Annotated in this window: 27 protein-coding genes and 1 pseudogene; 4 read left to right on the top strand and 24 right to left on the bottom strand. The window is 43.4% G+C overall.

The window, feature by feature from the left end; all coding sequences use genetic code 11:
- The 8 genes from D8791_RS09910 to D8791_RS09875 all read right to left on the bottom strand — a co-directional run.
- On the bottom strand, window positions 1–992 hold a 992-nt coding region (locus tag D8791_RS09910; protein ID WP_260473523.1), incomplete at its 3' end, for an AAA domain-containing protein.
- Window positions 993–1,022: 30 nt separating this feature from the next.
- Window positions 1,023–1,757, bottom strand: coding sequence for a class I SAM-dependent DNA methyltransferase (locus tag D8791_RS09905; RefSeq protein ID WP_125447689.1), 735 nt, complete (start codon window positions 1,755–1,757; stop codon window positions 1,023–1,025).
- 74 nt (window positions 1,758–1,831) lie between these two features.
- Window positions 1,832–2,197 (bottom strand): ribosome silencing factor, encoded by a 366-nt coding sequence (rsfS, locus tag D8791_RS09900; protein WP_002915774.1) that lies wholly within the window; start codon window positions 2,195–2,197, stop codon window positions 1,832–1,834.
- Between the two features lie 9 nt (window positions 2,198–2,206).
- Entirely contained in the window at window positions 2,207–2,809 is a 603-nt protein-coding gene (gene yqeK / locus D8791_RS09895; RefSeq protein ID WP_125447687.1) for a bis(5'-nucleosyl)-tetraphosphatase (symmetrical) YqeK, read from the bottom strand.
- Window positions 2,806–3,438, bottom strand: coding sequence for a nicotinate-nucleotide adenylyltransferase (locus tag D8791_RS09890; protein ID WP_125447685.1), 633 nt, complete (start codon window positions 3,436–3,438; stop codon window positions 2,806–2,808). Before D8791_RS09890 ends, yqeK begins: the two co-directional genes overlap by 4 nt.
- Window positions 3,439–3,466: 28 nt before the next feature.
- A complete protein-coding gene (yhbY, locus tag D8791_RS09885; RefSeq protein WP_002896287.1) occupies window positions 3,467–3,778 on the bottom strand; it encodes a ribosome assembly RNA-binding protein YhbY in 312 nt (103 codons plus the stop codon).
- 108 nt (window positions 3,779–3,886) lie between these two features.
- Window positions 3,887–4,993 carry a ribosome biogenesis GTPase YqeH gene (gene yqeH, locus D8791_RS09880; RefSeq protein WP_125447683.1) on the bottom strand — a complete coding sequence of 369 codons (1,107 nt, stop codon included), beginning with the start codon at window positions 4,991–4,993 and terminating at the stop codon, window positions 3,887–3,889.
- A gap of 2 nt (window positions 4,994–4,995) precedes the next feature.
- The gene (locus D8791_RS09875; protein WP_185760585.1) at window positions 4,996–5,523 is read right to left on the bottom strand and encodes a YqeG family HAD IIIA-type phosphatase; all 528 of its coding nucleotides are present in this window, start codon (window positions 5,521–5,523) and stop codon (window positions 4,996–4,998) included.
- 131 nt (window positions 5,524–5,654) lie between these two features.
- Between D8791_RS09875 and D8791_RS09870 the strand changes: the two genes are divergently transcribed.
- Window positions 5,655–6,281 carry a TVP38/TMEM64 family protein gene (locus D8791_RS09870; protein ID WP_125447681.1) on the top strand — a complete coding sequence of 209 codons (627 nt, stop codon included), beginning with the start codon at window positions 5,655–5,657 and terminating at the stop codon, window positions 6,279–6,281.
- A gap of 50 nt (window positions 6,282–6,331) precedes the next feature.
- Here D8791_RS09870 and lytR read toward each other — a convergent pair whose 3' ends face one another.
- The 5 genes from lytR to D8791_RS09840 form a co-directional block, all read right to left on the bottom strand.
- A complete protein-coding gene (gene lytR, locus D8791_RS09865) occupies window positions 6,332–7,603 on the bottom strand; it encodes a glycopolymer--peptidoglycan transferase LytR (protein WP_125447679.1) in 1,272 nt (423 codons plus the stop codon).
- Window positions 7,604–7,609: 6 nt separating this feature from the next.
- Window positions 7,610–8,131 carry a GNAT family N-acetyltransferase gene (locus D8791_RS09860; RefSeq protein WP_125447676.1) on the bottom strand — a complete coding sequence of 174 codons (522 nt, stop codon included), beginning with the start codon at window positions 8,129–8,131 and terminating at the stop codon, window positions 7,610–7,612.
- The gene (tsaE, locus tag D8791_RS09855; protein ID WP_125447674.1) at window positions 8,124–8,564 is read right to left on the bottom strand and encodes a tRNA (adenosine(37)-N6)-threonylcarbamoyltransferase complex ATPase subunit type 1 TsaE; all 441 of its coding nucleotides are present in this window, start codon (window positions 8,562–8,564) and stop codon (window positions 8,124–8,126) included. Before tsaE ends, D8791_RS09860 begins: the two co-directional genes overlap by 8 nt.
- Window positions 8,565–8,769: 205 nt before the next feature.
- On the bottom strand, window positions 8,770–10,191 hold the full coding sequence (locus tag D8791_RS09845; protein ID WP_125372029.1) for an NCS2 family permease: 1,422 nt from the start codon (window positions 10,189–10,191) through the stop codon (window positions 8,770–8,772).
- 164 nt (window positions 10,192–10,355) lie between these two features.
- The gene (locus D8791_RS09840) at window positions 10,356–10,958 is read right to left on the bottom strand and encodes a DUF1361 domain-containing protein (RefSeq protein WP_125447669.1); all 603 of its coding nucleotides are present in this window, start codon (window positions 10,956–10,958) and stop codon (window positions 10,356–10,358) included.
- Window positions 10,959–11,122: 164 nt separating this feature from the next.
- On the opposite strand from D8791_RS09840, the gene D8791_RS09835 reads away from it, so the two are divergent.
- Window positions 11,123–11,935 carry a Cof-type HAD-IIB family hydrolase gene (locus tag D8791_RS09835; RefSeq protein ID WP_125447667.1) on the top strand — a complete coding sequence of 271 codons (813 nt, stop codon included), beginning with the start codon at window positions 11,123–11,125 and terminating at the stop codon, window positions 11,933–11,935.
- A 120-nt stretch (window positions 11,936–12,055) separates the two neighbouring features.
- Here the strand turns inward: D8791_RS09835 and D8791_RS09830 are convergent, their stop codons facing one another.
- From D8791_RS09830 to D8791_RS09815, 4 genes are read right to left on the bottom strand one after another with little or no spacing between them, the layout of a single operon-like run.
- Entirely contained in the window at window positions 12,056–12,922 is an 867-nt protein-coding gene (locus D8791_RS09830; protein WP_125447666.1) for a cysteine ABC transporter substrate-binding protein, read from the bottom strand.
- Between the two features lie 11 nt (window positions 12,923–12,933).
- On the bottom strand, window positions 12,934–13,692 hold the full coding sequence (locus tag D8791_RS09825; RefSeq protein ID WP_125447664.1) for an amino acid ABC transporter ATP-binding protein: 759 nt from the start codon (window positions 13,690–13,692) through the stop codon (window positions 12,934–12,936).
- On the bottom strand, window positions 13,693–14,370 hold the full coding sequence (locus tag D8791_RS09820; protein WP_125447662.1) for an amino acid ABC transporter permease: 678 nt from the start codon (window positions 14,368–14,370) through the stop codon (window positions 13,693–13,695). It lies immediately after the preceding gene.
- A complete protein-coding gene (locus D8791_RS09815) occupies window positions 14,330–15,010 on the bottom strand; it encodes an amino acid ABC transporter permease (protein WP_005592376.1) in 681 nt (226 codons plus the stop codon). Before D8791_RS09815 ends, D8791_RS09820 begins: the two co-directional genes overlap by 41 nt.
- Before the next feature lie 216 nt (window positions 15,011–15,226).
- Between D8791_RS09815 and lctO the strand changes: the two genes are divergently transcribed.
- A complete protein-coding gene (gene lctO / locus D8791_RS09810; RefSeq protein WP_125447660.1) occupies window positions 15,227–16,363 on the top strand; it encodes an L-lactate oxidase in 1,137 nt (378 codons plus the stop codon).
- A gap of 252 nt (window positions 16,364–16,615) precedes the next feature.
- Here lctO and D8791_RS09805 read toward each other — a convergent pair whose 3' ends face one another.
- The gene (locus D8791_RS09805) at window positions 16,616–17,383 is read right to left on the bottom strand and encodes a hypothetical protein (RefSeq protein ID WP_223368254.1); all 768 of its coding nucleotides are present in this window, start codon (window positions 17,381–17,383) and stop codon (window positions 16,616–16,618) included.
- A gap of 295 nt (window positions 17,384–17,678) precedes the next feature.
- Here D8791_RS09805 and D8791_RS09800 point away from each other — a divergent pair, with 295 nt between their 5' ends.
- Complete coding sequence (locus tag D8791_RS09800) at window positions 17,679–18,221, top strand: hypothetical protein (protein ID WP_045498643.1); 543 nt, start codon at window positions 17,679–17,681, stop codon at window positions 18,219–18,221.
- A gap of 92 nt (window positions 18,222–18,313) precedes the next feature.
- Here D8791_RS09800 and D8791_RS09795 read toward each other — a convergent pair.
- From D8791_RS09795 to D8791_RS10710, 6 genes and pseudogenes are all read right to left on the bottom strand, one after another.
- A pseudogene (locus tag D8791_RS09795) lies at window positions 18,314–19,064 on the bottom strand (DUF6261 family protein).
- A gap of 551 nt (window positions 19,065–19,615) precedes the next feature.
- Window positions 19,616–20,461 carry an aldo/keto reductase gene (locus D8791_RS09785; RefSeq protein ID WP_125447656.1) on the bottom strand — a complete coding sequence of 282 codons (846 nt, stop codon included), beginning with the start codon at window positions 20,459–20,461 and terminating at the stop codon, window positions 19,616–19,618.
- Window positions 20,462–20,472: 11 nt separating this feature from the next.
- A complete protein-coding gene (locus D8791_RS09780; RefSeq protein WP_125388213.1) occupies window positions 20,473–20,661 on the bottom strand; it encodes a hypothetical protein in 189 nt (62 codons plus the stop codon).
- A 217-nt stretch (window positions 20,662–20,878) separates the two neighbouring features.
- Window positions 20,879–22,045 carry an N-acetylglucosamine-6-phosphate deacetylase gene (gene nagA, locus D8791_RS09775; RefSeq protein ID WP_125447654.1) on the bottom strand — a complete coding sequence of 389 codons (1,167 nt, stop codon included), beginning with the start codon at window positions 22,043–22,045 and terminating at the stop codon, window positions 20,879–20,881.
- A gap of 301 nt (window positions 22,046–22,346) precedes the next feature.
- Window positions 22,347–23,978: a Na/Pi cotransporter family protein gene (locus D8791_RS09765; protein ID WP_125447652.1), complete on the bottom strand. Its 1,632-nt coding sequence runs from the start codon at window positions 23,976–23,978 to the stop codon at window positions 22,347–22,349.
- A 384-nt stretch (window positions 23,979–24,362) separates the two neighbouring features.
- A complete protein-coding gene (locus tag D8791_RS10710) occupies window positions 24,363–25,142 on the bottom strand; it encodes an LPXTG cell wall anchor domain-containing protein (RefSeq protein WP_312023734.1) in 780 nt (259 codons plus the stop codon).
- Window positions 25,143–26,715: the final 1,573 nt, after the last annotated feature.

Below are 26,715 nucleotides of genomic sequence, written 5' to 3'. Positions count from 1 at the left end.
GACATGTAATCTTGAAAATGTTGATATTCTATCTCAATAAAAGAGATCTGTGATTTTATATTTGCTATTTCTTCTTTTAGCGAAAAAGCTTTTTTAACCAGTTCAAAATTTAGATTTCTTTCTTTATTTTCAAGAATATCTGGTAAATAATTAGGATAATGAGAAGATTGATTTTTTAAAAATTTTTCTTTATTTTTTTTACTGCCCAGCGTAGCTGTCAAAAAATCTAAAGCTATCTCTGGTTGAGATAATTTCTCTTTAATATTAGCAATTGCAGAATTATTATTTGACACCACTAAAGCTGTCTGATTTCTGTAAATAATATTCGACAAAATATTTAAAATTGTTTGAGTTTTTCCTGTTCCGGGAGGTCCCTCAATGAAGCTAATTTGATTTTTCAAAGCTCTTTCCGTCGCAATGAGTTGACTATTATTACAACCGAAAGGAAATATTAGACTTTGATCATCAGATTTAGATTCCGATTCAACTTTTGTACTTGATGCTGATAGGAAACGATGTAAGACAGATTGTTGTGAAACAAAAGTAACTCTTTCATAATTCTTACCTAAGAGAGAACTACCATCATCAGATTTTATATTATTTAAATTGGCAAGTTTTTTAAGATACTCAAAGACGTCATTAGCCTTTTTTTCAAATAAGGCGGATTGTTCAATTTTAAAATTCTCTTGATTTAAAATAACGTTCTTGCCATGTTCAAAACAAACTTTTATTTTATTTTTTTCTAAATATGAGTATTTTTCAACAGAGATAACATTATTATAGGCGCCATATCCTGAGCGACTAAATTTATAATTTTCTACAGGTAATTTTTCCAAAAATTGATATTCTTCAACATCTTCTTTGTTATAGGAATATTCTTTATTATTTGTATACCTCACCTTAATTTTGCCATCTATTCCCGGCTTAATTGATAAAACATCATCTGTCCGATTTTTCTGTTTTATAAAAATTAAAGTCTGTTTATTTTCCAAATTCAACTCCTCAAAACATATTGCTAAGTTTCATTTCTCCGCCACAAAGAACCAGCGAGCGCTCTTGTCAGTCGGCTCCTTGTCCTCAAAGTCCGCGTAAACCTTGACATTCTTAAAGCCAGCCTGCTCCAGCAAGATATCATAGGTCAGAATCTCATAGGTCCGCTCCTCATGCACCTCATCGTGGCGCGTGAAGCGACCATCCTCGTCTTGGACAAAGAAGGTCAGCTCATGCACGATGGAATGAGGCGGTTCGTCCGCATAAGAATCCCAGACCATGGCAAAAGTTTCAGCATTTTCATGATAAGAATAACCTGGAAAAACCTCGTCAATCTGGTAAATCGAGTGCACGTCAAAGATAAAGCGGCCACCCTCATTTAGATGCTGGTAAACCTCAGTAAATACCTGACCGACATCGACTTCGTCCTCCATATAGCAAATGGAGTCTGAGTAACAAGTCACCAAATCAAACTGACCGACTCCACTCAAATCCAGCATATTGCCCTGGATAAAGGGAATGTCCAAACCGGCATCTCTGCCACGCTTCTCTGCCAAATCCAGCATTTCCTGACTCAGGTCCAACCCCGTCACATCAAAACCTGCCTGCTTAAAATAAATAGACTGAATGCCCGTACCACAGGCCAACTCCAGCAGCTTTTTCTTATCCTTGGGAAAATGACGCAGGCTGAAATCCGTCCACTTCTCATACAAAGAATCATCCATAATCGCATCGTAAACCGACGCGAAGGTTTCATAAGTTGCCATACTTTTCCTTTCAAAAATAGCCCAGCCAGCAGGCTGACTGAGCCGAATTCTGCTTTCTGCCTAAGGGCAAAAAATCACTTGTTTTTTTCTTCCAATAAGGCTGCGACATCTACACCAGTTGCTTCGTGCCAAAGTTTTTCCAGATTGTAATGCGCCCGCATTTCCTCAGAAAAGACATGGACAACGATGCCACCCAAGTCTAAGAGCACCCAGCCACCTGCTGCGTCGCCCTCAACATGACCAGCAGAAACACCAGCCGCTGCAGCTTTCTCACGGATATTTTCAGCTACTGCATCCAGCTGACGGCTGTTCATCGAGCTGACGATGACAAAGTAATCTGTCACAGTGGTCAGGCCTTGCAAGTCCAAAGCCACAATATCTTCTGCACGTTTTTCATCGGCCGCCTTCACGACCAGTTCCAATAATTCTTGTTCTTTCATAGTTCCTCTTTAATTTTCTTCTATTTCCTTCAAATATCCTACAAAGGCATTGTAAGTCTCCAAAGTTTGCGGATAGATGGGCATCCCCTTGTGAGCCAAATGCTCCACTGTCCTTGCTGTTTCGTAGGCCACAGCTTGATTGAGCGACCGCTGAGCCAGCTCTCTGGCCTTATCCACTCCCGGAAAGTCCCGGTTGTGCTCAATGTAGTCAGCGACATAGACCACCTTGTCCAGCTCAGACATGGTGTTACTGCCCACCGTATGAATCTCGATGGCTCGCAGAATATCAGCATCTTCGATGCCTAAATCTTCCTGAATCTTGTAAATGCCCACCATGCCATGCCAGACATTATTGCCCCAGTTTTTCAGGTCAGGATCCAGCTGGTATTTGTGAATCAAGGCCAGAAATTCCTCATCCGAGATCTTCTTAGCATAGTCGTGTAGAAGCCCTGCCAAACCCGCTTTTTCGACATCAAGATCGAAGCGCTCCGCCAATTCACGGGCAGCCTTTTCCACACCTAGACAATGCCGCAGGCGCTTCTCAGGCATGACAGTTTCCATCTTAGCCAGTAAGGCCTCACGACTCATGCGGATATAGCTTTCATAGGTCATAGGTAAAGCCCTTCTTTCTCAATGTAATCTAGAACTGGCTGAGGCAGCAGGAAATTGGGAATCCGTCCCTGAGCCAGAAAATCCCGCACCATGCTGGAGGAGATATCCATGAGGGGTACATCCACCCAGATGACAGGGTAAGAAGTCCCTGCCTTGTAGCGCGGCCGCTGAACACCGACAAACTGAACCAGCTCAACTAGCTCATCAATCCGGTACCACTTGGGCAGATAATCCACCATATCCGCACCAATGATAAAATAATAATCTGTATCTGGATGTTGCTCTGTCAGGATCTTCATAGTGTCGTAGGTGTAGGAAATTCCCTTGCGCTCCAGCTCAATGGTTTCAATCCCTAGGCCTTCAATATCATCGATAGCCAGCTCCAGCATCTTCAGCCGATGCTTTTCATCGATGGTCTCTTTCTTATCCACATGAGGTGGCTCGTATTCTGGCATGAGCAGGACCTGATCCAAGCCTAACTGTTGGCAGACCTGATCTGCCACGACCAAATGAGCATTGTGGACAGGGTTGAAATTCCCACCTAAAATACCAATCTGCTTGCGTTTCTTATCTTTAACTTCTGGTTCTAATTCCACCTTAGTAAAGGGGGTCAGTAATTCAATAGCCATAGGCTGACATCTCCACAGAAATTTTTCCTTAAATTTGCTTGACTTTGACAGAGAGTTTGCGATTTTCCTTTTTGCTGGACTGCTTGTAGAGAATCAAGATTCGGCCAATCTTCTGCACCGTATCCACTCCGATTTCTTCTTCCAGAATCTCAGCGACCTCGTGGATATTTTCATCCGTATTTTGCAAGAGCGTAACCTTAATCAGCTCGCGCGCGTCCAGCGCCTGACGGACGCTGGTTTTGATTTGGTCATTGAGTCCATTTTTCCCAATCTGAATGATGGGTTTGAGACTATGTGCCTGACTGTTGAGAAAGGCGCGTTGTTTTGATGTTAGTGTCATGTTCTTCTATAAGGCTAAAGTCAGTTGGGACCTTCCTTTTTCCCACTGTTCATAGCCTTTTCCTTCCTTATTTTAAGGGAATTTCTTCCCCCTTGGTTTTTTAAATAATTAAATGATGGCTTTCCGAGTGACAACCGCCACACCCTCTGGCGCCCAGCCAGCTACTCGGGCAGGGCCACTGACGCGAATCCACCCCAGACCAGAGAAGACGATATCTGTCTTGTCCTTGATGGTAAATTCATGCTTGACCAAAGCTGGAAATTCTTCCTTTTCCTTGCCAACTGGCGGCACTAAGAGACTGCCGACATGCTTGTCATAAAAATCGCTGGCACCTTCCAACTTGGTCCGGTGGAGCTTGAGCTCATTGTCAAAATAAGCTGTGAAGCCTTGCTTGTCTCCCGCCACAAAATCAAAGCGACCTAAACCACCCAAAAAGAGGGTTTGCTCAGGATTGAGCTGGTAGGTTTTGGGCTTAATTTCCTTTTTGGGGCTGACATATTTGAGATTCTTAGCAGAAAGATAGTGAGCCATCTGGTGACGATGGATGATGCCTGGTGTATCATAGATATGACTGCCATCCGCCAAAGGAATCTCGATTTTATCCAGAGTTGTTCCAGGGAAGCGCGAAGTCGTAATGACATCCTTATCACCCGTGATTTCCTGAATAATGGCGTTAATCAAAGTGGACTTGCCCACATTGGTCACGCCGACCACATACACATCACGTCCCTTGCGGCAGTGCTCAATCTTGTCAATCAAGTCCTTTATGGCCTGCTTGTTTTGAGCAGAGGTCAGAATGACATCAACTGGACGCAGACCTTCTTCGTGAGCTCGCTCCGTCAGCCATTGAGTCACCTTACCATCCTTGACTGACTTAGGCAGAATGTCCTTTTTATTCCCGACTAAGAGCACATCATTTCCTGCGACAAAGCGAGGCAGGCCAGGGATGACCGATCCATTAAAGTCAAAAATATCGACAACATTGACGACCAAAGCGTCGCTATCTCCAACCTCATGCAGAAGGCGCAGAAAATCATCATCCGTCAGCTGGACGTCGCTGATTTCATTATAATGGCGCAAGCGGAAACAGCGCTGGCAATAGAGTTCGCCTGTCTCCAAGCCTTTTTCTAGGGCCGACTGGGGCGTGTAGCCTAGCTTGCCCTTATCTTCTGTCTGAATAGTGGCTCCGCAGCCGATACAGAGAAGTTCTTCCATGCTTAAATTCCTTTTTTGTATTGAATTGGGCCGTATTTTTCAGTGATTTTCTTGAGCACACGGCGTTCACGCGCCCGATTGATCTGGGTTTTGATAGAGTCATGCTCGACCAGCGGTTTGACCAAAATCGAGCGAATTCCAGCCCGATGCGCTGCCCGAATATCCGTCATGAGCTGGTCGCCCACCATGACCACTTCATTTTTTTCAAAGTGAAAAAGCTTGAGCGCCCGATCAATGCCCCAAGTGAAAGGCTTCATCGCCCAGTAGACATAGTCAATTTCAAACTTTCCAACAGCTCGCTTGACCCGCTTTTGGTTATTATTGGACACCACGATAATCCGAATGCCCGCATCCCGCAAATCATGGAGCCACTTCTTCATCTCTGGGGTCCCGTCAGGATTATTCCAAGCAATCAGGGTATTATCCAAGTCCACCAAAACCGCCTTGATCCCCTGCCTTTTCAAACTCTCTACTGTCAAATCGTAAACCGCCTCGACCGCAAAGTCGGGCATGTAATCTTCAATCGCCACATCTCTCTCCAAAAATCGTATTCGCACTATTATAGCATAAAATAGGCTTTTTGGCACCTATAGCTTCAAAGCTTACAAAAATGGCAAAAGATGCTATAGTAGATATAAGAATAATTCTCTTGGAGGTGCCTATGGCAAGCAAGGATCGAGAAATGAAAACTGTTTCTCCCTTTTTGCAAAAAATCATCAACTGGTCGTCCATCATCGGAGCTGTGGGGACAGTGGCCTTTTGCATCTGGGCTTACTATGCAGGGATTCTCCAGTCCAAGGAAACCTTGTCTGCCTTTATCAGACAAGCAGGCATCTGGGGACCACCTCTGTTTATCTTCCTACAAATCTTGCAGACTGTCGTGCCCATTATCCCTGGCGCCTTGACCTCTGTTGCAGGCATCTTTATCTACGGGCATATCGTCGGCACCATCTACAACTATGTCGGCATCGTCATCGGCTGCGCCATCATCTTCTATCTGGCTCGCACCTACGGACCAGCCTTTGTCCAGTCCGTCGTCAGCAAGCGGACCTATGACAAGTATGTGGGCTGGATGGATGAGGGCAATCGCTTTGAGCGTTTCTTTATCTTTATGATGATTTGGCCCATCAGTCCCGCTGATTTTCTCTGTATGCTAGCCGCCTTGACCAAGATGACCTTCAAAAAGTATATGCTGATTATCGTACTCTGCAAACCCATCACCCTCATCATCTACACTTACGGACTGACCTATATTATTGATTTCTTCTGGAAATGGCTCGCAAAATAAGAACCACAGGCATTAAAAATCGCTCAAGCTAGTAAGCTTGGGCGATTTGTTTATTCAGAAGATGCTGATGTTGCAGGGTGATCGGCAGATGATGCTGACGGTGTCGGAGCTGGCGTAGATGCAGGCGCAGAACTTGCTGGCGGTTCACTGCTAGCACTAGGCTCAGGAGTATAGGAACTATAGTTGCTATAACTACTATAACTACTATAACTACTATAACTACTATAACTGCTATAGCTACTACCATAAGTGCTCTCACTAGGTTGGCTATAAATAGCTCGATCATTCTGGACTGAGCTTGAACTCTCTGAACTAGAAGCACGTAGGCTCCGGCCTCCCATCAAGTCTTCATACAGTACGGCATTGGTTTTCAGAGTCTTAACTGAAGACAAGCCCAACGTTTTCCGAATCAAATTTTGCATTTCTAGCAAATGATCAGACGTAACCAGCTGATAGCTACCGCCATCAGCCAAGGTAGCATCTTCCCCGCGCAATTGTTCAGACTGAATGCTTCTAAAGGCGTCTTTGTAGCCCAATAACTGAGGGATACTTCCCGCATCCAGCGCTACATTGGTCTGCATATTCTTGCTGACTGCTCGTAAGATTGCTTGATAATGGCTGATACTATTGAGACTGAGCACCTTCTCAACGACCTTTCGGATCACCTCACGCTGACGTTTCTGACGACCGTAGTCACCCTCTGGATCCTGGTAACGCATGCGGGCATAAACCAGAGCTTGGTCTCCATTGATCAAATGCTTGCCTGGCTCGACAGTTGCAGTATATTCCGGTTCATTTTCTTCGATGGAAATCGGGAAATCAAAAGTATTGTTGACTTCAATACCGCCAACTGCATCGACTAACTGAACCAGTCCTTGCATATTGATCATCACATAACGGTCAATATGGATGTTCATCAATTTCTCAATAGTCGCAATGGCCAATTCTGCACCGCCATAAGCATAGGCCGCATTGAGTTTGGCTTCTGTCGTTTCGCCATTTTCATCGATCTGAGTCAGTATATCCCGCTCTAAACTCATCATGACCGTCTTTTTAGTCTGAGGATTGACAGATAGGAGGAGCATGGAGTCGCTATTTCCCTTCCAGGTATCAGACCGCGAGCCGCTTCCTGTATCTACCCCCATCAGTAAAATCGTCAAGGGCTTGGTTTCCGCAATAACGTTCGTCTCATTCCCAAAACCCTTGTAAGTATGGGACAAAGCATCTGTTGACTGATTGTAAATAGTCCAAGCATAGCCTCCTACCCCAATAGCTGTTACAAGCAACAGACTCAAAAACATTCGTACAATTTTTTTTAACATATTTCATCAATCTATCAGTTTTCCCATCAGGTAAACATCTAGAAATATCCCTTCTCTTAAATAGGCCCCTCTTTTTTGTAGGCCTTCGATTTCAAATCCTAATTCTTTATAGAGATGAACAGCTCGCTCATTTCTTACCTGAACAGTCAGTTCCAAACGGCGAAGACTGCTTCCATTTTCTGCCCAATCCACAGCTTCTTCTAGCAAGATACGACCGAGGCCTTGATTCCAAAAGGCTTTTTTGACAACGATAAAGACTTGCCCAATGTGGCGAATCCGCTCATAAAAATCCGCTGTGATACTGACAATCCCAGCGATTTCATTATCAAGCAAGGCCAAAAGATAAAGCTGATTATCCGACTCAGCTTGACGCTGAATGAACTGAGCCATCTGCTCTTCATCCATCAAAATCCCAGCCTCATCCAAGGTCATGTAGTCTGACTCGGCTCCGACTTGATTTAAGAAGCAAATCAAGTCAGCAGCATCTGCCTTCTCTGCCTCCCGCAAGGCTAATTCAAACTCAGCCATGCAGCAATTCCTCCAGCAATTCCTGAGAACGGCGTCCCTGACTTTCAAAGACTAGCTCGCGACCGTCGTCTTTCTTTAGAAGAGTCAGCTTCAGATAATCATCTGGTAAACTATCAGCTAGCAATTCTCCCCACTCGATGACCGTAACTCCCTCACCAAAGAGAAAATCATCCAAGTCAATCGAGTCTGGATCTTCACCAATCCGATAGACATCTAAATGATAAAGCGGCAAACGCCCTTCATACTCGCGAACAATGGTATAGGTCGGACTTTTGATCATCTGCTTGATGCCCAGACCTTGGGCCAAGCCCTTGGTAAAAGTCGTCTTACCCGCACCCAAGTCTCCTGTCAAAACCAAAACATCTTGCTCCTGAAGGAGGCTTCCGAGACGCTGGCCCCATTTGATTAATTCTTCTTCATTATGACTAAACATTCTTTTATTATACCAGAAGATTTGCATTTGCGCTCAATTTTCTAATAGAGGAAGCAAAATATTTGAAAAAAATTAGATAGACCTCCAAATCTTTTATTGAGGACAAGCCACTCACTTCTATCAAAAAGAATCTAAGATCGTCCACAAATCTTTTTCTCGCATAAAGAAAGAAGCTGGGAGATTTCCAACTTCTTAATACTGATTCTTAAGAAAGAGCTAGGCTGATAAAGTTAAGGATGAAAAGCAGATTTAAAATCCAAATCATTGGATGCACATCCTTAGCTTGACCTTTGATGACTTTCACAAGAGCATACATGATAAATCCTGCTGCAATCCCGTTCGTGATACTGTAAGTGAAGCCCATGAAGATAGAGGTGAAGAAAGCTGGGACAGCTTCTGCCATATCATCCCACTGGATATTTTTCAGACTGCCAAGCATCATGATCCCAACGACAATCAAGATTGGTGCAGTTGCTGCTGTTGGAACGATGGCCAAAAGTGGACTAAAGAAGCTAGATACTGCAAAGCAGACCGCTACAACCAAGGCTGTCAAACCAGTCCGTCCGCCAGCTCCGATACCAGCTGCAGACTCTACGTAAGTAGTAACGTTAGATGTTCCGGCGATTGCACCGATAGTCGTTCCGATCAAGTCTGAGTACAAAGCCTTATCCAAACCTTCTGACTCATGGTTTTCACCAGAGCTTGCGACGATACCAACTTTTTCACCAGTTCCGATCAGGGTACCAATAGTATCAAAGATATCGGTCAGAGAGAAGGCCAGAATAGCCATAAATGTCTGAGGCAGGCGGGCCGTATCAGCGAAGAGGGCTCCCAAGCCTTCTGGACCAACCGCAACCCCGAACACTTGTCCAAGTTCTTTTAAAGCTGTTGACAGATTGTGCTGACCGAAGTCAATCGCAGACAGGTTTACTAAGCCAACAGCAATCGCTACGACCGTCGTTGTAAAGATAGACAAGATAATGCCGCCTTTGATACCCTTGATAACAAAGAAAACTGTAATCGCTAGACCAAGTAAAGCGAGTAAAACTGCTGGATTATTAAAATCAACTAATCCTGGAGTTGCAGCTGAGTTTGCTGTAAGAGCAGCCTTCGCTTGATCAGCTCCTTTACCAGCTACTACATAGTTGCCTGGATCGATCGAAAACTTCAACAGTCCGGCATTTTTAATCCCTACATAAGCTAGGAAGACACCGATACCAGCGGAAATAGCTGAACGCAAAGCTGATGGAATAGACTCGATAATAGCCTTCCGAATCTTGGTCAGGGTAATGAAGAGTGAGATCAGACCACAGATGAAGACCATACCCAGAGCCTCTTGCCAAGTATAGCCCAGACTAAAGACAACCGTGAACGTAAAGAAAGCATTGAGACCCATACCCGGCGCCTGTGCGTAAGGGAGGTTGGCATAAAAGGCCATCATGAGTGTTCCAGCAACAGAACCGATGATCGTAGCCAGAAAGACACCTTGAGCTGGCATACCCGTTTGCGACAGCATGGCTGGATTGACAAAGAGGATGTAGCTCATAGCAAAGAAAGTTGTTAACCCAGCGAGAACTTCCGTACGAACATCCGTACCGTGCTCTTTGAGTTTAAATAATTTATCCATTATAGATAATCTCCTAAATTGTTTTATGGCAACTGTATAAAAGAGAACTCCTTATTTTCTTTAAAACAGTGCTGCTTATTCGTTATTTACGAACAATACTATGATTATACTCAAAAACATTCACTTTTTCAAGTCCATTGCTCCAAAAAATACTTTAAAGTGTCTTATTTTTTATTTTCTCTGCTTAAAAAGAGCAAAGTCATGATTTGGATAAAGGTAAATCCAAGGATAAATACCAGACGATCCTTCTGAAAGGTCTCCAGTAGCTTTTGGACAACTAGCTGGGGCCGCGTCACCAAGTCCCAGGAGTTGAGACGGTCATAACGACCGATATAGATGGCTAGACTCGATAGATAAGACAGAGCCGCAACCACAAGCATATCCAACCACCAAGTCCACTTCCAGCGTTCGCGCAAAATATTCCAGCTTTCAATCCCGCAGTAAACGCCAAATAAAATGCTCGGCACAAAAGCCATGAATAAGCGCATGCTAACAGGGTTCCACAGAGTATCTCCCACCCAAGTCATGTGCACCAAGTCCGTCAGCATATAAAAAGTATTAGGATAAAAGGCCAGCCAAACCACCAACAAAAGTGGATAAAGCCATTTCTGCTTCTTAGATATCGTCGTTAAGACCGCAGCGTCATAGGCAATTAAGGCCAGAATCATATTCCAAATCAGGTCTGGTCCCTGAACCGTAATCCCCTGAATATACACAACAAATGCAATTAGTAGGAAAAAAATGTGAATGAAAATTGGTTTACGCATACAGGCTCCTCCCCTTTACTTCAACTCTCTTCGCTCATAGACTATCAGCAGACATCTTTCGTCTTAGCTATTGAGAAAACATTATACCACAACTTGTGGCATTTATTCTTAATTCTGTTATAATAGTCTTTACAATACTTCGCGAGACTGTATGAGGAAAAAGAATGACAAAAAAAGTAATTGCTGTAGATTTGGATGGAACCTTGCTTAATTCTGAGAGTAAGCTGTCTGATTTTACCAAAGAAACTATCAAAAAAATATCGGCTAAAGGACACAAGGTCATCATCACTACTGGCCGCCCTTACCGCATGGCTCTGAACTTCTATAAGGAATTAGAGCTGAATACCCCCATGATAAACTTCAACGGATCTTTGACCCATATCCCTGAGCAAAAGTGGGAATTTGAACAATCCTTGACCGTAGACAAGTCTTTCTTGCTGGATATGGTCCAACGAAAAGAAGAAATCGAAGCCGACTTCATCGCTGGAGAATACCGCAAGAAATTCTATATCACAAATACGAACGAAGAAATCGCAGATCCCAAGCTCTTTGGCATTGATAATTTTAAGCCAGAAAATCAATTTCAAGCGCAGCTGGTCACCAAAAATCCAAATGCCATTTTGCTGCAAACCCATGCTACGGACAAATATGCTCTGGCTGAAGAGATGAATGCCTTTTACCAGCACGAACTCTCTATCAATACCTGGGGCGGTCCTCTCAATATCCTTGAGTGCGGCCCTAAAGGTGTTAACAAAGCCTTCGCCCTCCAGTACCTGCTCAACATCCTCAATGTCGATCGCAAGGACCTGATTGCTTTTGGTGACGAGCACAATGATACTGAAATGCTGGAATTTGCGGGAACAGGCTATGCCATGAAGAATGCCAGCGAAACCCTGCTGCCTTATGCTGACCAACAGCTTGAACTCACTAATGACCAAGATGGTGTAGCTCACAAGCTAACTGAGCTCTACTTATAGAAATCAAAACAAATCAAACAAACATAATTTGAACCGCACCTCAACTGCCAGACTCTTTCTGTCTAACTGTTGAGATGCGGTTCATTTTTTAAGGTAAATTTTTCTACTTAACCAACGCTTCTATTCTACCTTTCCACCTTCAACGACGAGGTCATCTGCTTTTGCAGCATCACCGTAGGTTGGGTGAAGAGTCTTTTCATAAGCCTTGTGGAAGAAGTTTTCCTTGCCCAATTTTTCAATGTCTTTATTGATGAAATCAAGCAACTCTCTGTTTCCTTTTTGGACTGCTGGTGCGATAGTATCTGGGTCGCCAAGCGAAGTAATTCCTACTTCATATCCTTTATTTTCAAGAGCCCAAGCTAGAACTTCAGTATTGTCAGTCGAGAAGGCGTCTCCACGTCCATCCAAAAGAGCTTGGTAGGCGTCACTGTATTGGTCGTATTTTTGAAGCTTAACTTCTGGATGATTTTTCTCAAAGTAAGTTTCAGCGGTAGTTCCTTTTGTGACAATCAAGGTCTTGCCTTCAAGCTGTTTAACATCTGTGATGACACCTTTCTTAGGAGACACAACACCCAGTGAAACCTTCATGTATGGAAGGGCAAAGTCAACTTGTTTCTTACGTTCGTCAGTGACGGTAAAGTTAGCAAGGGTGATGTCCACCTTGTTCGAAATCAAGTATTCTGCACGGTTGGCAGCATCGACAGAAACGTATTTTACCTTAACACCGAGGTCCTTGGCCAGCTGATTTCCCAGTTCGATGTCATAACCTTGGTAAGAACCATCGTTGTCTACATAACCAAAAGGTTTCTTGTCGCCAAATACAGCAATTCGAAGTTCACCACTTTTTTTGATTTCCTCAATAGTGCGAGCTTTGGCAGTAGTTTTGCCAGATGAGGAAGTAGCATTTCCGCCTGAGCCACAAGCTGTGACAAAGATAAGGGCAAAGGCAAGTGCAAAAAGGGTTAAGAGGGGTTTGAGTAGTTTCATAAGAATCTCCTTTATAAATATGAGCCAAATTGGCTGAAGTCAAAAACGTTTAAAAATTCTTGTGCTCGTTTGGTTTGTGGATTGGTAAAGAAGGACTGAGCCGTTCCTTCTTCAGCAATCTTCCCTTGGTCGAGGAAGATAATCCGGTCCGCAATGGCTTGGGCAAACTGCATTTCGTGGGTCACCAAAATCATAGTGCGACCTTCTTGGGCTAGATCATTGATGAGTTCGAGGACCTCACGCACCATTTCAGGATCCAGTGAGGCCGTCACCTCGTCAAAAAGGATAATTTCTGGATGCATGAGCAGGGCACGGACGATAGCTACCCGTTGCTTCTGTCCACCAGACAATTGGCGAGCAAAACTATGTTGCTTGTCGAGCAATCCGACACGTTCAAGTAACCGCAGGGCTTCTTCCGTCACCTCTTTCTTATCTCGCCCTTGTGCCTTGACAGGACCTAGGATAAGATTTTGCAGGACATCCAGATGGGGAAAGAGTTCATAACTTTGAAAGACCATGCCAATCTTTTGACGAACCAAGTGAAAGTCTTTCTGGTTTCCAATAATGGACTGACCATCCAGAAGAATATCTCCACCTTGAATGCTTTCTAGGCCGTTAAGGCAGCGAAGCAGGGTACTTTTCCCACAACCAGATGGCCCTAGAATAACCACTACTTCCCCTTTTTTGATTTCTAGGGAAAGACCTTGGAGGATGGGATTGTCTCCGAAGGATTTTTTTAGATCCTTGATTTCTAATACAGTATCAGACATTTAGTTCCTCCAGTGTTTTTCTAAGTGAGTAGATAGTTTAGAGATAGGGAAGCAAACTGCGAAGTACAAGACCAGTATGGTTCCATAAATCCAAAAGGAAGCAGTTGGAATGGTCAAGCGATTGCTGTCGATGATCTGCTGCCCCACTTTTGTGACTTCAACTACCCCAATCAAAACAACCAAGGAAGTCGTTTTAATCATCCGAGTAACGAGATTGATGGCCTGCGGAAGCAGTCTTCTCAAGACCTGTGGGATGATGATGTGATAGTAAAGTTGGAAGGTCGTTAAGCCCAGCGCCTGTCCACTTTCAAACTGATGTTTGGGAAGGGAAGTGATAGCTCCACGAACCAAATCCCCCATCTCAGCCGTTCCCCAGAGGGTAAAAACGATAACGGCAGAAGTTTCTCCAGAAATGTTGATATTGAAATTTCGAGCTAAGCCGAAATAAACGATAAAGAGTAGCACCAGTTGAGGCATGATGCGGATAAATTCCAGATAAAAGCGCGTCAGGAAACGAACGACTCTAGAATGAGAGGTCATGATGATTCCCATAACCGTACCAAAAATCATGGATAAGAGGACAGAGAGGATGGAAATACCAATCGTGACTCCCAATCCCTGTATGATCCGCAGGAGATTATTTCCCTGAAAGAGTACTTGTATTCCCGAATCCTGCATGACGGAGCCTCCTTTCTATCCAACTAAAAAGCAACGATATAGGTAGGAGCATGATAAGATAGGCCACTACCAACATAGCCAGTGCAATATCTGTCTCATAGTAAAGCCCAATCAAGTCCTTGGCAACGTACATGAGGTCGGCTAGAGCAACCGCAGAGAAGACAGAGGTTTCCTTAATCAAGAAAATCACATTAGCACTGAAGGACGGCAGAGCCACTGCTGTGGCTTGCGGCAAGACTACGTAGCGAAAAACTTGAACGGGTGTCAGACCGATCGCTAAGCCAATCTCATGCTGGGTTTGACTAACTGCTTCTAGCCCGCTTCGGAAAGATTCTGCCATATAGGAGCCTCCCAAAAAGATAAGACCAAGTGTGGCGCAGACCTCCGAGGAAAGGACAATCCCTATTCGGGGAAGCCCGAAGTAGAGAAAGAAGAGTTGAATCAAAAGAGGCGTATTTCGCGACAATTCAATATAAGCTGTGGCTAGCTGTGCCAAAACAGGGATACGATAATGTCGGATGATACTAACAAGTAAACCAACTAGAAAAGCTCCCAAAATGCCCCAAACTGCGATATGCAGGGTTAGAAAAAATGCCTTTTGATATAATGGTAGATATTGTTCAACAATGGACCAATCCAAAAGAGAACCTCCCATCTAGGAATAATACAGCTATTGTAGCACTAAAAGACATGTTTGGATAATATGTATTTTCTATCACAATGATAAAAAATATTTATCGTCTCTATTGCAATCTGAAACTTCCAGACAAAATTTTTGAAAATGACATGAAAAAGAGTTAAGATGTTCCTGTAAATCAAAAAAGTAAACGTTTACTTTTATCAAGGAGGACATTTTATGTCATACAAAACAAGCAATGCCGAAGGCCCTGTAGATTTTATCAACACCTATGATCTGGAGCCCATGGCGCAGCAAGTCATTCCTAAAGCTGCTTTTGGCTACATCGCGAGTGGAGCTGAGGACACGTTCACTTTACGCGAGAACATTCGAGCTTTTAATCATAAACTCATTGTTCCTCATACACTCTGTGATGTGGAAAATCCAAGCACTGAGATTGAATTTGCTGGAGAAAAACTGTCTTCACCAATCATCATGGCGCCTGTTGCAGCCCATAAATTAGCAAATGAACAGGGGGAAGTTGCTACTGCGCGTGGTGTACATGAGTTTGGCTCTCTTTATACAACCAGCTCCTACTCCACTGTTGACCTTCCAGAAATTTCCCAAGCCCTCCAAGGGACACCTCATTGGTTCCAATTTTACTTCAGNAAAGATGATGGCATTAACCGCCATATCATGGATCGTGTCAAGGCAGAAGGCTACACAGCCATTGTCTTAACTGCGGATGCGACTGTAGGGGGCAATCGTGAAGTTGACAAGCGCAATGGCTTTGTTTTCCCAGTTGGTATGCCTATCGTTGAAGAATACTTGCCAGAAGGTGCTGGTAAGTCCATGGACTTTGTCTATAAATCAGCTAAACAACGCCTGTCTCCACGAGATGTCGAGTTTATCGCTGAATACTCAGGGCTCCCTGTCTATGTCAAAGGCCCTCAATGCCGTGAAGATGTCGAACGTTCACTTGCTGCAGGTGCTTCTGGAATCTGGGTAACCAACCACGGTGGCCGCCAAATCGACGGTGGACCAGCTGCCTTTGACTCGCTTCAAGAAGTTGCTGAAGCAGTTGATAAACGTGTACCGATTGTCTTTGACTCCGGTATTCGCCGTGGCCAACATGTCTTTAAAGCCTTGGCTTCAGGAGCAGACTTGGTGGCCATTGGACGACCTGTTATTTATGGCTTGGCTCTCGGTGGTAGCGTTGGTGTACGTCAAGTCTTTGAACACCTAAATGCCGAATTAAAAACCGTCATGCAACTATCTGGAACTCAGAACATCGAAGATGTCAAACACTTCAAACTACGTCACAACCCATACAACCCAACCTTCCCAGTTGACCCTCGTGATTTGAAATTGTATTGATAAATAAAACAGATTGCAATAAAAAAAGCACACCTCAAAAGTTAGACAGAAAATCTAACGATTGGGGTGTTTTTTATAAGAAATTACCACGAAAGTACTATACAGAGGAACAAACCAATTAAACAAAAAAGACCTAGCCCTGTCCAATACAGAACTAAATCCTTTTCTTAAATTATTTGTATATTTTTTGTAGGACAAGTATACATTGTCTAAGTTTTCTCCAATTTCTATTAAAAGTTTCAAATCTAATCTTCAGTTGCCCCCTTTCATATTCTCCTTTCTTACAACTTTAAATCGAATATTTAAATCCCCTTTTGTTTGTTTTAGTATCTTCTCAGCCATTCTCTCAGGAGAAACTAGCCTAAATGTAGTTTCTGTTATATACTTGGTTAAATAAGTCCTTAATTCGTCACATTTTTCAGTCAGTTTTGACTTACTCATAAAATCATCAGCTACTTCTTTATACTCTTCAAAAATCTTTACTTGACTTATTTTTTTGTGATAGTCTACAAAGATTGCAACTTCCTTACGAACTTCTTCTTTTAACCTAGATAGTTCAATATCATCCTGAATAACCAGAGTTAGTAATAACATATCTCTTAATTTTATAATAGAGTCGTATTTAGGAAGCAGATACTCTGCATATAGTAAGGAAAAATGTTTTTCAAATTCAATATCTTCATCTAATTTTAAATCATTAGGAAGGCTCTTCATCAATTCAAATATTGCATCTACAAATAACTTTTTAGCACTTCTTAAATCACTCAATATCTCATACGAACGCTCTGCACGCTCAATAGTATATTGTAAAAATACACGTTCCCTTTCGTTCTCTTCTTGTTTTTCAAAAAATTCTCGTTGTAGTTTATGTTCATATTTCAACTGTTTAAGTTGTTGCTTATTTTGAAGCTTTGCAATATACACTGCTACCCCAGCGCCCAAAAGAGCACCGAGCATTGAACTGATAAATTGTGAATTTAAAAATTCACCCAATATTTGAAAAATAGCTAACTTATCCATAACAATCTTCATCTCCTATACTCTAAATTATATCTAATTAACAATTGAATTCCCTTATTCAATATCTATTTATNATTTTATTGCTTATCTTCGAACTATTTTATCAGTTTCTCAACGAACCATAAAGTATTTTTATACTAAAATAACACTATTTTGATATTGCTATATTTAAAAATATTTAATTTCTTCAGCTTATGCTTTCAGCATAATAGGAGATGTACAACTATCTAAAAAATATTGATTCCTTAATCCTAATGCTGTAAAATAAAGGTATCTTTAATTTAAAGGAGCCATAATGGAAAAAATTTCATATCGTATTGGTCAAATTATTGCAATTGCTATTCTCATTTTTAGCCTTTGGGCACTAGTAAAAGCAATACTATTCTCAATCACATTTTTTAATAACCTACCAACACTGGATACTGTTATTATTGTAGCTCTAGTGTCTGGTACAATCTCAATTGCGTCTACTATTGCCAAATTTATTTGGGAACGACAACAACAAAAAAGAGAGTATTTAACACAAAAACGAGAAGAACCATATGAACAATTTGTAGCGATAATCTATAAAATAGTAAAAAATAAAGATCAAAATTACCCTGAATTAGAAAATGATATACTAACTCTTAATAAAAGTCTTTCTTTATGGGGATCTAAAAACGTTGTAAAATCATGGTCTGAGTTTATATTGCTTTCTTTCGAAAATACTGATAGACAAAAACTACTTGATAAATCAGAAGAAATATTGAACCATATGAGGAATGATTTAGGAGTTAAAAAAACAGAGAATACAATATTACGCTCACTTTTCATCAGTGATATTAACAATTTGAAATAAGTTAATTTTTAATTCACTGTCTCTACTTACTAAAGACCTATCACAAATCCACAAAAATCCCCCTTAGAATCTTCCTTCTAAGGGGGGCTTCTTTATGCTGATTTCTCTACTGTTTCTTCCGTTTTTGTTTTCTTATTTGTACCAACTAAACGGCGCTTGCTGTCTCGGATCGTATTGAGGTCTTTGAGGAGTTTGGTCAAGTGGGATCTCTGGATAGGCTTCTGCGACGGCTGCTGTGTAGCGCACAAAGAGGTCGTAGGTACGGGAGATTTCGTTGCGTAGCTGTTTGGTTTTACCGACTTCCTTGGCTGACTTGACTGCACGCGCTTCTGCTTCTCCTTTATCATAGTCCGCTTGAGCCGCTATCACAGCCGTCAGCATAGGGAGAAGGCCTAGACTCATCACAGCTCCCTGATAGGGCTCTTCCTGCAATGTTTTAAGCAGACTCTTAATCTCGGCCGTTGCGACAGCATTGGTGTGCTTGGTGATATCCTTATATTTTTTAAAGACTGGCAGCAAGACTTCATAGGCTTCTTTCAAGTCTCTATCTTTGATTTTGGCAAATCCCTTATGCAAGGTAAACAGACCAACCAGAGCGTTATCTCGCTCCTTGTCTAGTTCTACGAGACTCATAGAGTCTTTCTTTTCCACATTGGCCAATTGAGCCTGAAACTGCTCTAGTTTACTATGAAAGCCTTCTAGATGCTTGCTGTACATGTCCTCATCTCTATAGGAACTCGTAAAAATCGTGAGTACCTGATAGGAATCAACCATTAGACTCTCAAACTCACGGTGGGTCAGATTGCTATAAGACAAGGGGCGAATGGTGTAAGTAGTGTTCATCATAAAACCTCTCCAATATTTTTGATAAAGCAAGTATAGCATGTAGAGATGAAACTTAGGGTCTCTTGCCCTAAAATGTCATTTTTTATCCCTGAAAGGGGCATTTTTATCAAAAAACGGAGTCTCTTTCCGACTTTTCCTCTAGTCTTTCAAAAGAAAAAGACACAAAATCGCCCCTCATCTGCCACTTGTTTTTGACGACAAATGACCGAGGGGCGACGGATCTTATAAATAGCAATGAAAAGAGCGTTCGAGGCCTAGATTACCATTAATTTATAGGAAAAGTGACTAGCCGAGGTCTAATTTGCCATGAACCTATAGGAAAAATAGCCAGCCGAGGCCTAGGTTGCCATGATTCTATAGGAAAAGTAACTAGCCTAGACCTAGGTTGCCACGAAACTATAGGAAAAGTAGCCGGCCGAGACCTAGATTGCCACGAAACTATAGGAAAAGTGACCGGCCGAGGCCTAGGTCACCACAAACGTCATTAAATACCAATAACTAATATATCGAGTAGATTGATTTCAACTCAGCTGATACCTATCAGGCGCTTAAAAATCCATCCCATCTGGATTAGGTGCTCCACCTTCCAAACCGCTGATATTTTTAAGAATTTCGAGGTCAGCTGGACTCAGTTCGATATCAAAGCAGTCCAGATTGCTAGCAATCCGACTCGGAGTGACTGACTTAGGCAGTGGTAGAAAGCCTTCTTGTAAGCTCCAAGCGAGAGCAATTTGGGCAATGGTCTTGCCATACTTGTCCGCCATAGCCTGTACGGCTGGATTTTGGAAGAGTTCGCCTTGCCCAAAAGGTCCCCAAGCCTCAAGTAGGATATCATGGGCACGGCAGAAGTCCACCGCCTCTGTCTGATAGACACCTGGCGCTAGGCGGATTTGATTGACAGCTGGTGTGACGCGCGCTGTTTCCAGCAGAGCCTCTAGGTGATGAGGCAGGAAATTGCTGACGCCGATCGCTCGGATCTTACCAGCTTGATAGAGGTCTTCCATGGCCCGCCAAACTTCTGCATTGCGCTTTTGCCAAGCTCCATCTTCTCGTAAAGGCTTAGGATTTGGCCAGTGGATAAGGTAGAGATCCAGATAATCCAACCCCAACCGCTCCATAGAGCTGTCAAAGGCTTCCATGGCCTCTTCATAAGTATGCTTGCTATTCCAGAGCTTGGTGGTGACGAAGAGCTCTTCACGCGGAATGCCGCTGTCTTTAATTGCTCGACCAACACTCTCCTCATTCTTATAGATAGCTGCTGTATCAATGTGACGATAGCCAGCCTTAAGGGCGGCCAAGACTGACTGATAAGCCTCTTCTCCGTCCTGAGCCTTCCAAGTACCAAAGCCCAAAACTGGGATCTTGACGCCATTGTTAAGGGTATAATTTTTCATATCTGTTCTCCTTATTTTTTCTTTCTTTTGGACAATTTTGGCTTAAAGATATTTTCCTTGGTTGGGGCCATGCCTCGGCTGAAAAAGCTGTAAATGATAAAGGCCAGCCCAGCAATAAATATCAAGAAACGATGCAATAGCAATCCAAAGAAGAGGAATACCAAGCCCATTCCCATAAATTTATAATCAATCTTTTTCATCCTGTCCTCCTCGTCTGTGATAACCCTATTATAACATCTTCTCTTTCATTGAGAAAGCCCTACCATCTGTTAAGAAAAATATCTCAGAGACTTTCTAGTTGCGCCAACCATTCTAGCTTTGCCCAAGTCCCTCTAGCAAATCCTAGGGAAAAGTCAGTAACTCCACATTAAAAAGGACAGGTTACCCCATCCTTTCTAAAAATATAAGGAGACTCAATTAAAGAACACTGGAGGCAGCTTCAAAGCGCTTTTCACCATCCAGATAAGTAGCAACCAGCTCCAAATCCTTGTCCAGCACGATAAAGTCGGCATCATAACCTTCCTTGATCTGGCCACAGACATCGTCAATGTGGACGGATTTTGCTGGGATAAGACTGGCCATCATGACTGCTTGGTGAGGGTTTGCGATACCCCATTCAACCACATTTTTCAGACCGTCTTTGAGCTGCAGGATTGATCCTGCCAAGTTACCAGTCGATTTGAGACGAGCTGTGCCATTGGCTACCACCACTGGAAATTCTCCCAGCATATAGTCGCCGTCTTCCAGCCCACCTGCAGTCATACAGTCTGTGATGAGGGCTACATGTTCATGGCCCTTTTGCTTGAGCAAAATATCACAGGCCTTGGGATCCACGTGGTGACCATCACAGATCAACTCTGCATAAGTGTGAGGCAACTCGTACATAGCCCCAACCATACCTAGCTCACGGTGGGTCAAGCCTCGCATACCATTGTAGGCGTGCACCCAAACACTAGCTCCTGCTTCCACTGCTGCCTTGGCTTCGTCATAGGTCGCATTAGAGTGCCCCAAAGCGACTGTCACACCTTCATCAGTGATGGTGCGGACAAATTCTTCCACGCCCTCGCGCTCAGGTGCCAAAGCAATCTTATTTAGCAGGCCATTGGCTGCCTTTTGCCAAGCACGAAATTCATCCATACGAGGATCCTTCATGTAGGCTGGGTTTTGGGCACCCTTGTACTTTTCAGTGAAGTAAGGCCCTTCAAAGTAGAGACCGCGAATCTTGGCACCACTTGCTTCTTGATAGCGCGCACCGATATTTTCTGTTACAGCCAAGAGTTGCTCGTAAGATGATGTCAGCGTAGTCGGCAAGAAACTGGTCACCCCAGTCGTCAAAAGCCCTTCACTCATGGTATGGAGGGTACCTTCGATGTTATTGTCCATGACATCGACCCCACCAAAACCATGGATATGGGTATCCACCAGACCTGGTGCGACAGAGTAGCCTGTGTAATCCACCACTTCTGCATCCGCAGGGACTTCTTGTACTAATTTTCCAAATTTTCCATCAATCACTTCCAAAAATCCACCCTTGCGAATCCCTTGAGGATAGAAGAACTGATCGGCTTTTATATATTTAGGCATTTGACTGCCTCCTCTTGTTCTATTTCTATTGACTCTATTATAACGCTTTCTATTTCATTTGTAAATGGTCTATACCTCTTTTTTGAAAAAATTTATTATATTATTTAAATCAAGAAAAGAGAGTGGGACAGAAATCGGGAATTCGTTAGAATTCAATTTCGTCGTCCCACCTCCGCACAGTTGAGTAGGGCTGTAAAAGCTGATGAAATCAGCGTAGTAGAGCCCACTCAACCACTGCGTCTTGCTCGACAATCCAAAGACAATTGAGAGGCTAGGACTTTTGTCCCAGCCTCTTTCTGTCTTAAATTTGTTCCATTTGTACTTTCTCAGCCAAATTCATGGCGTGGTCAGCAACTCTGGTATAGTGGGAAATAATATCGATGAAGTTGACCCCAGCCTGAGGCGTACATTCTCCCTTGTTGAGACGGGCAATGTGAGTCTTGCGCAAGCTGCGTTCTAGCTTGTCAATAGCTGTATGCTTGGCTTCTAAAGTGTTGGCCAATTCCACATCATTTGTTTCCACAGAAGTCAAAGCTTCTTTGATAAAGTCCAAGGTCAGTTGATAAATGTTTTCCAACTCTGCCAAGGCAGCTGGTGAAAATTCCACTTTCTTGCGGTGCAAGTAGTCCGTCAAATTCAGCAGAGCTTCTGAGTGGTCGCCGATCCTCTCCAAATCACGGCTAGAGTCCAGAATGCTGGTCAAGACTTCACTCTCTTTTGGATTGAGCTGCTGACCAGATAGGACAATCAGATAGCGAGTCAATTCATCATCAATAGCGTTGATGGCTTCCTCAGTCTTATGACCCTTCTCAGCGGATTTTTCTTCGTAATTAATAATATAATCATAGGCCAATTCGAAAGATTTGGCCGCGTAGCCACCCAAGTGAAGGAGTTCCTTTTTAGCATTTCCCAAAGCCAGTGATGGCGCTTGATCGATCAAAATCGTATCTAGGTAGAGAGATTCGTATTTAACGGTTTCATCCTCACCCGGAATCAACTTGGTAACCAAATATGCTAAAAAGCCAATAAAAGGAAACTGGATAATGGTATTGGTAATATTAAAAGTTCCGTGGGCAAAGGCAATGGTCATTTCTGGTGACAAGTGCAAGGCTGTCTCAAACCACTGAATCAGCGATGTAAAAGGCAATAAGAAAATCATGCAGATGATTGTCCCCAACACGTTAAAGGCCACATGGGCTCCAGCAACACGCTTGGCTGCGATATTAGCACCCAAGGAAGCGATGATCGCTGTAATCGTCGTTCCGATATTGTCACCAAAGAGGACAGGCAAGGCCCCATGCAAATCAATGAGATTGCTGGCATAGAGATTTTGTAGAATACCAATAGTCGCTGATGATGCCTGGATGAGCAAGGTCAAACCCGTTCCGACAAAGACACCTAAGACTGGATTTTTACTCAGCTGAACCATGTAGTCGCGAAAGACTTGCAGATCTTTAAGCGGCTCCATGGCTCCACTCATGAGATTGAGGGCAAAAAAGATCCCACCAACACCAAAGAAGATGCGCCCGATATTGTTAACAGAGCGATTTTTTGTGAAAAAGAGGCAAACCGCACCGATAAAGAGCAAGGGAAGTGCATAATCACCCAACTTAAAACCAATGATGAAGGAAGTCACGGTCGTACCAATATTGGCCCCCATGACAATCCCGATAGCCTGACGCAGGGTCAACAGCCCCGCACTAACCAGACCAACTGTAATCACCGTCACACCTGAACTAGACTGAATCAGGGCTGTCATCCCAATCCCAACTAGCACACCTAAAAAAGGATTGCTCGTGTACTTATCAATGAAATAGCGCAGTCGGTCTCCCGCTGCCTGCTGCAAGCCGTCACCCATCATACGAATACTATACAGGAACAGCCCCAAGCCTCCTAAAAAGCTAAATATAATTTCTTGCCAATTAATGGACATTTCTTTTCCTCCGAAAAATAAATAGCGGATAATCTCCTATACTATTTTAAAACATCCAGCCTAATCTCACAAGCCTTTTCTAAAAAGAATTGAATTATTTTTACTCATTTTGAAACTTTTCTTCATACTCAAGAGCAAACTAGAATAGGCGACAAGGCTCTCTCACGACAAGAAAAGACAAGCAGGTAAAGCAAAATTTCAAAATATTTAGCTTTATTCACCGCTTTCTAGGATCAGGCTTAAAAGATAGAAATTATCTCAGTTTATCTCAGCACAACTCACATTCTGTACATGCAAAGAGCAAAAATCCCAGATAGCCATAGGCTATCTGGGATTTGCTTTCCATCGCTAAAGTGCTGGTATCATTTTAGCTAGGTTTTAAGATTAGTCTTCCAAATTCACATCAGATGTTGATTCTTTCTTCTTTTTATTCTTAAGAAAGGCTGATGCCAACGTTGCTATTCCTAATCCAAGCGCTGCTAATGGATTATTGGCAGTTCCTGTATTTGGCAAAGCTTTAGTGTCTGGAGTAACCTTGACTTTTTCTGGTTGTGCAGGCTGTGGCTTAGGTGCTTGAGAGTGATTTGTCGCACTAGATACAGTTGCACTTTCAGACAGACTAGTAGAGATGCTTGCACTATCACTCAGTGACACACTTTCAGATGTGCTCAATGAAGCAGAAACACTCATGCTCAAGTAGGCACTTGCTGAAAGTGAATCGTCGGCGATGGCATGACTGGCACTGATTGAACCTGAAATGCTTGCACTTGTACTCAAGGAAGTAGAGATAGACTGACTATCACTTACAGAAGCTGAAGTACTTGCACTTACAGATGCGAGGTAGCTTGGCAGGTTAAACTCTGGCTTAGACTCGCTGGTTGGATCACCCTTACTGTAGCTGAATGAGTTTGACTCTTGTGACACACTTGTACTCAAGCTGCTTGAAAGGCTATCACTAAGCGATGTAGATGTACTTACACTTGTACTTGTTGAATCTGACGCGCTGACTGAAGCCGATACGCTGGTGCTTAAGCTTGCGCTTGCTGATAGAGATTCGCTTACGCTCAGCGATGCCAAATCATTTTCACTTGCCAAAGCAGACGCGCTAGCGCTAAATGATACTGAAGTGCTTACAAAGGCAGACTGACTTGCGCTAAATGACACTGAAGCGCTCTCGCTTGCTGAGGCTGATTGGCTACTGCTTGCTGAAGACGATGCACTCTCGCTTGCTGAGATTGAAGCACTTAGACTTGTGCTTATGCTTGTACTTGCTGAGTCTGATTCACTGAGGCTTGTACTCAAGCTGGTGCTTGCTGAATCTGAGGCGCTAATTGAGGCACTGAGGCTCGTGCTCAAACTTGTACTTACTGAATCTGAGGCACTGAGTGAAGCACTTAGACTTGTAGTCAAACTTGTACTTGCTGAGTCTGATGCACTGATTGATGCACTGAGGCTTGTGCTCAAGCTGGTGCTTGCTGAATCTGAAGCACTAATTGATNCACTGAGGCTNGTNCTCAAGCTGGTGCTNGCTGAATCTGANGCACTNATTGAGGCACTNAGACTTGTGCTCAAACTTGTNCTTGCTGAATCTGAAGCGCTAATTGAGGCACTGAGGCTTGTACTCAANCTNGTGCTTGCTGAATCTGAAGCGCTAATTGAGGCACTGAGGCTCGTGCTCAAGCTGGTACTTGCTGAAGCNGAAGCACTAATTGAGGCACTGAGGCTTGTACTCAAACTTGTGCTTGCTGAATCTGAGGCACTAATTGAGGCACTTAGACTTGTGCTCAAACTTGTGCTTGCTGAATCTGAAGCGCTAATTGAGGCACTTAGACTAGTACTCAAACTTGTACTTGCTGAGTCTGACGAACTAAGTGAAGCACTTAGACTGGTACTCAAACTTGTACTTATTGACTCTGAAGCACTAATTGATGCACTTAGACTTGTGCTCAGGCTCGTGCTTGCTGAATCTGACGCACTGTGTGAGGCACTGAGGCTAGTACTCAAGCTGGTACTTGCTGAATCTGAGGCACTGAGTGAGGCACTGAGGCTAGTACTCAAGCTGGTACTTGTTGAGTCTGACGCACTGAGTGAAGCACTTAGACTTGTGCTCAAACTTGTACTTGCTGAGTCGCTTGCACTGATTGATGCACTGAGGCTCGTGCTCAAGCTGGTGCTTGCTGAGTCACTTACACTAATTGATGCACTTAGACTTGTGCTCAAACTTGTACTTGTTGAATCTGACGCACTGATTGATGCACTGAGGCTAGTACTCAAGCTGGTACTTGTTGAGTCTGACGCACTGTGTGAGGCACTGAGGCTGGTACTCAAGCTTGTACTTGCTGAATCTGACGCACTGAGTGAAGCACTTAGACTTGTGCTCAAACTTGTACTTGCTGAGTCGCTTGCACTGATTGAGGCACTGAGGCTCGTGCTTGATGAATCTGAAGCGCTGAGTGAGGCACTGAGGCTGGTACTCAAACTTGTGCTTGCTGAATCTGAAGCGCTAATTGAGGCACTGAGGCTTGTGCTCAAGCTCGTGCTTGTTGACTCTGAGGCACTGATCGAAGCACTTAGGCTGGTACTCAAGCTGGTGCTTGCTGAGTCGCTTGCACTAATTGATGCACTGAGACTCGTGCTCAGGCTCGTGCTTGTTGACTCTGAGGCACTGATCGAAGCACTTAGGCTGGTACTCAAGCTTGTACTTGCTGAATCTGATGCGCTGAGTGAGGCACTGAGG

It is taken from the genome of Streptococcus cristatus, from assembly GCF_003943515.1.
GTDB lineage: Bacteria > Bacillota > Bacilli > Lactobacillales > Streptococcaceae > Streptococcus > Streptococcus cristatus_D.
Note: the sequence above shows the minus strand (reverse complement) of the source record. Positions and strands in the feature narration are given on the sequence as shown.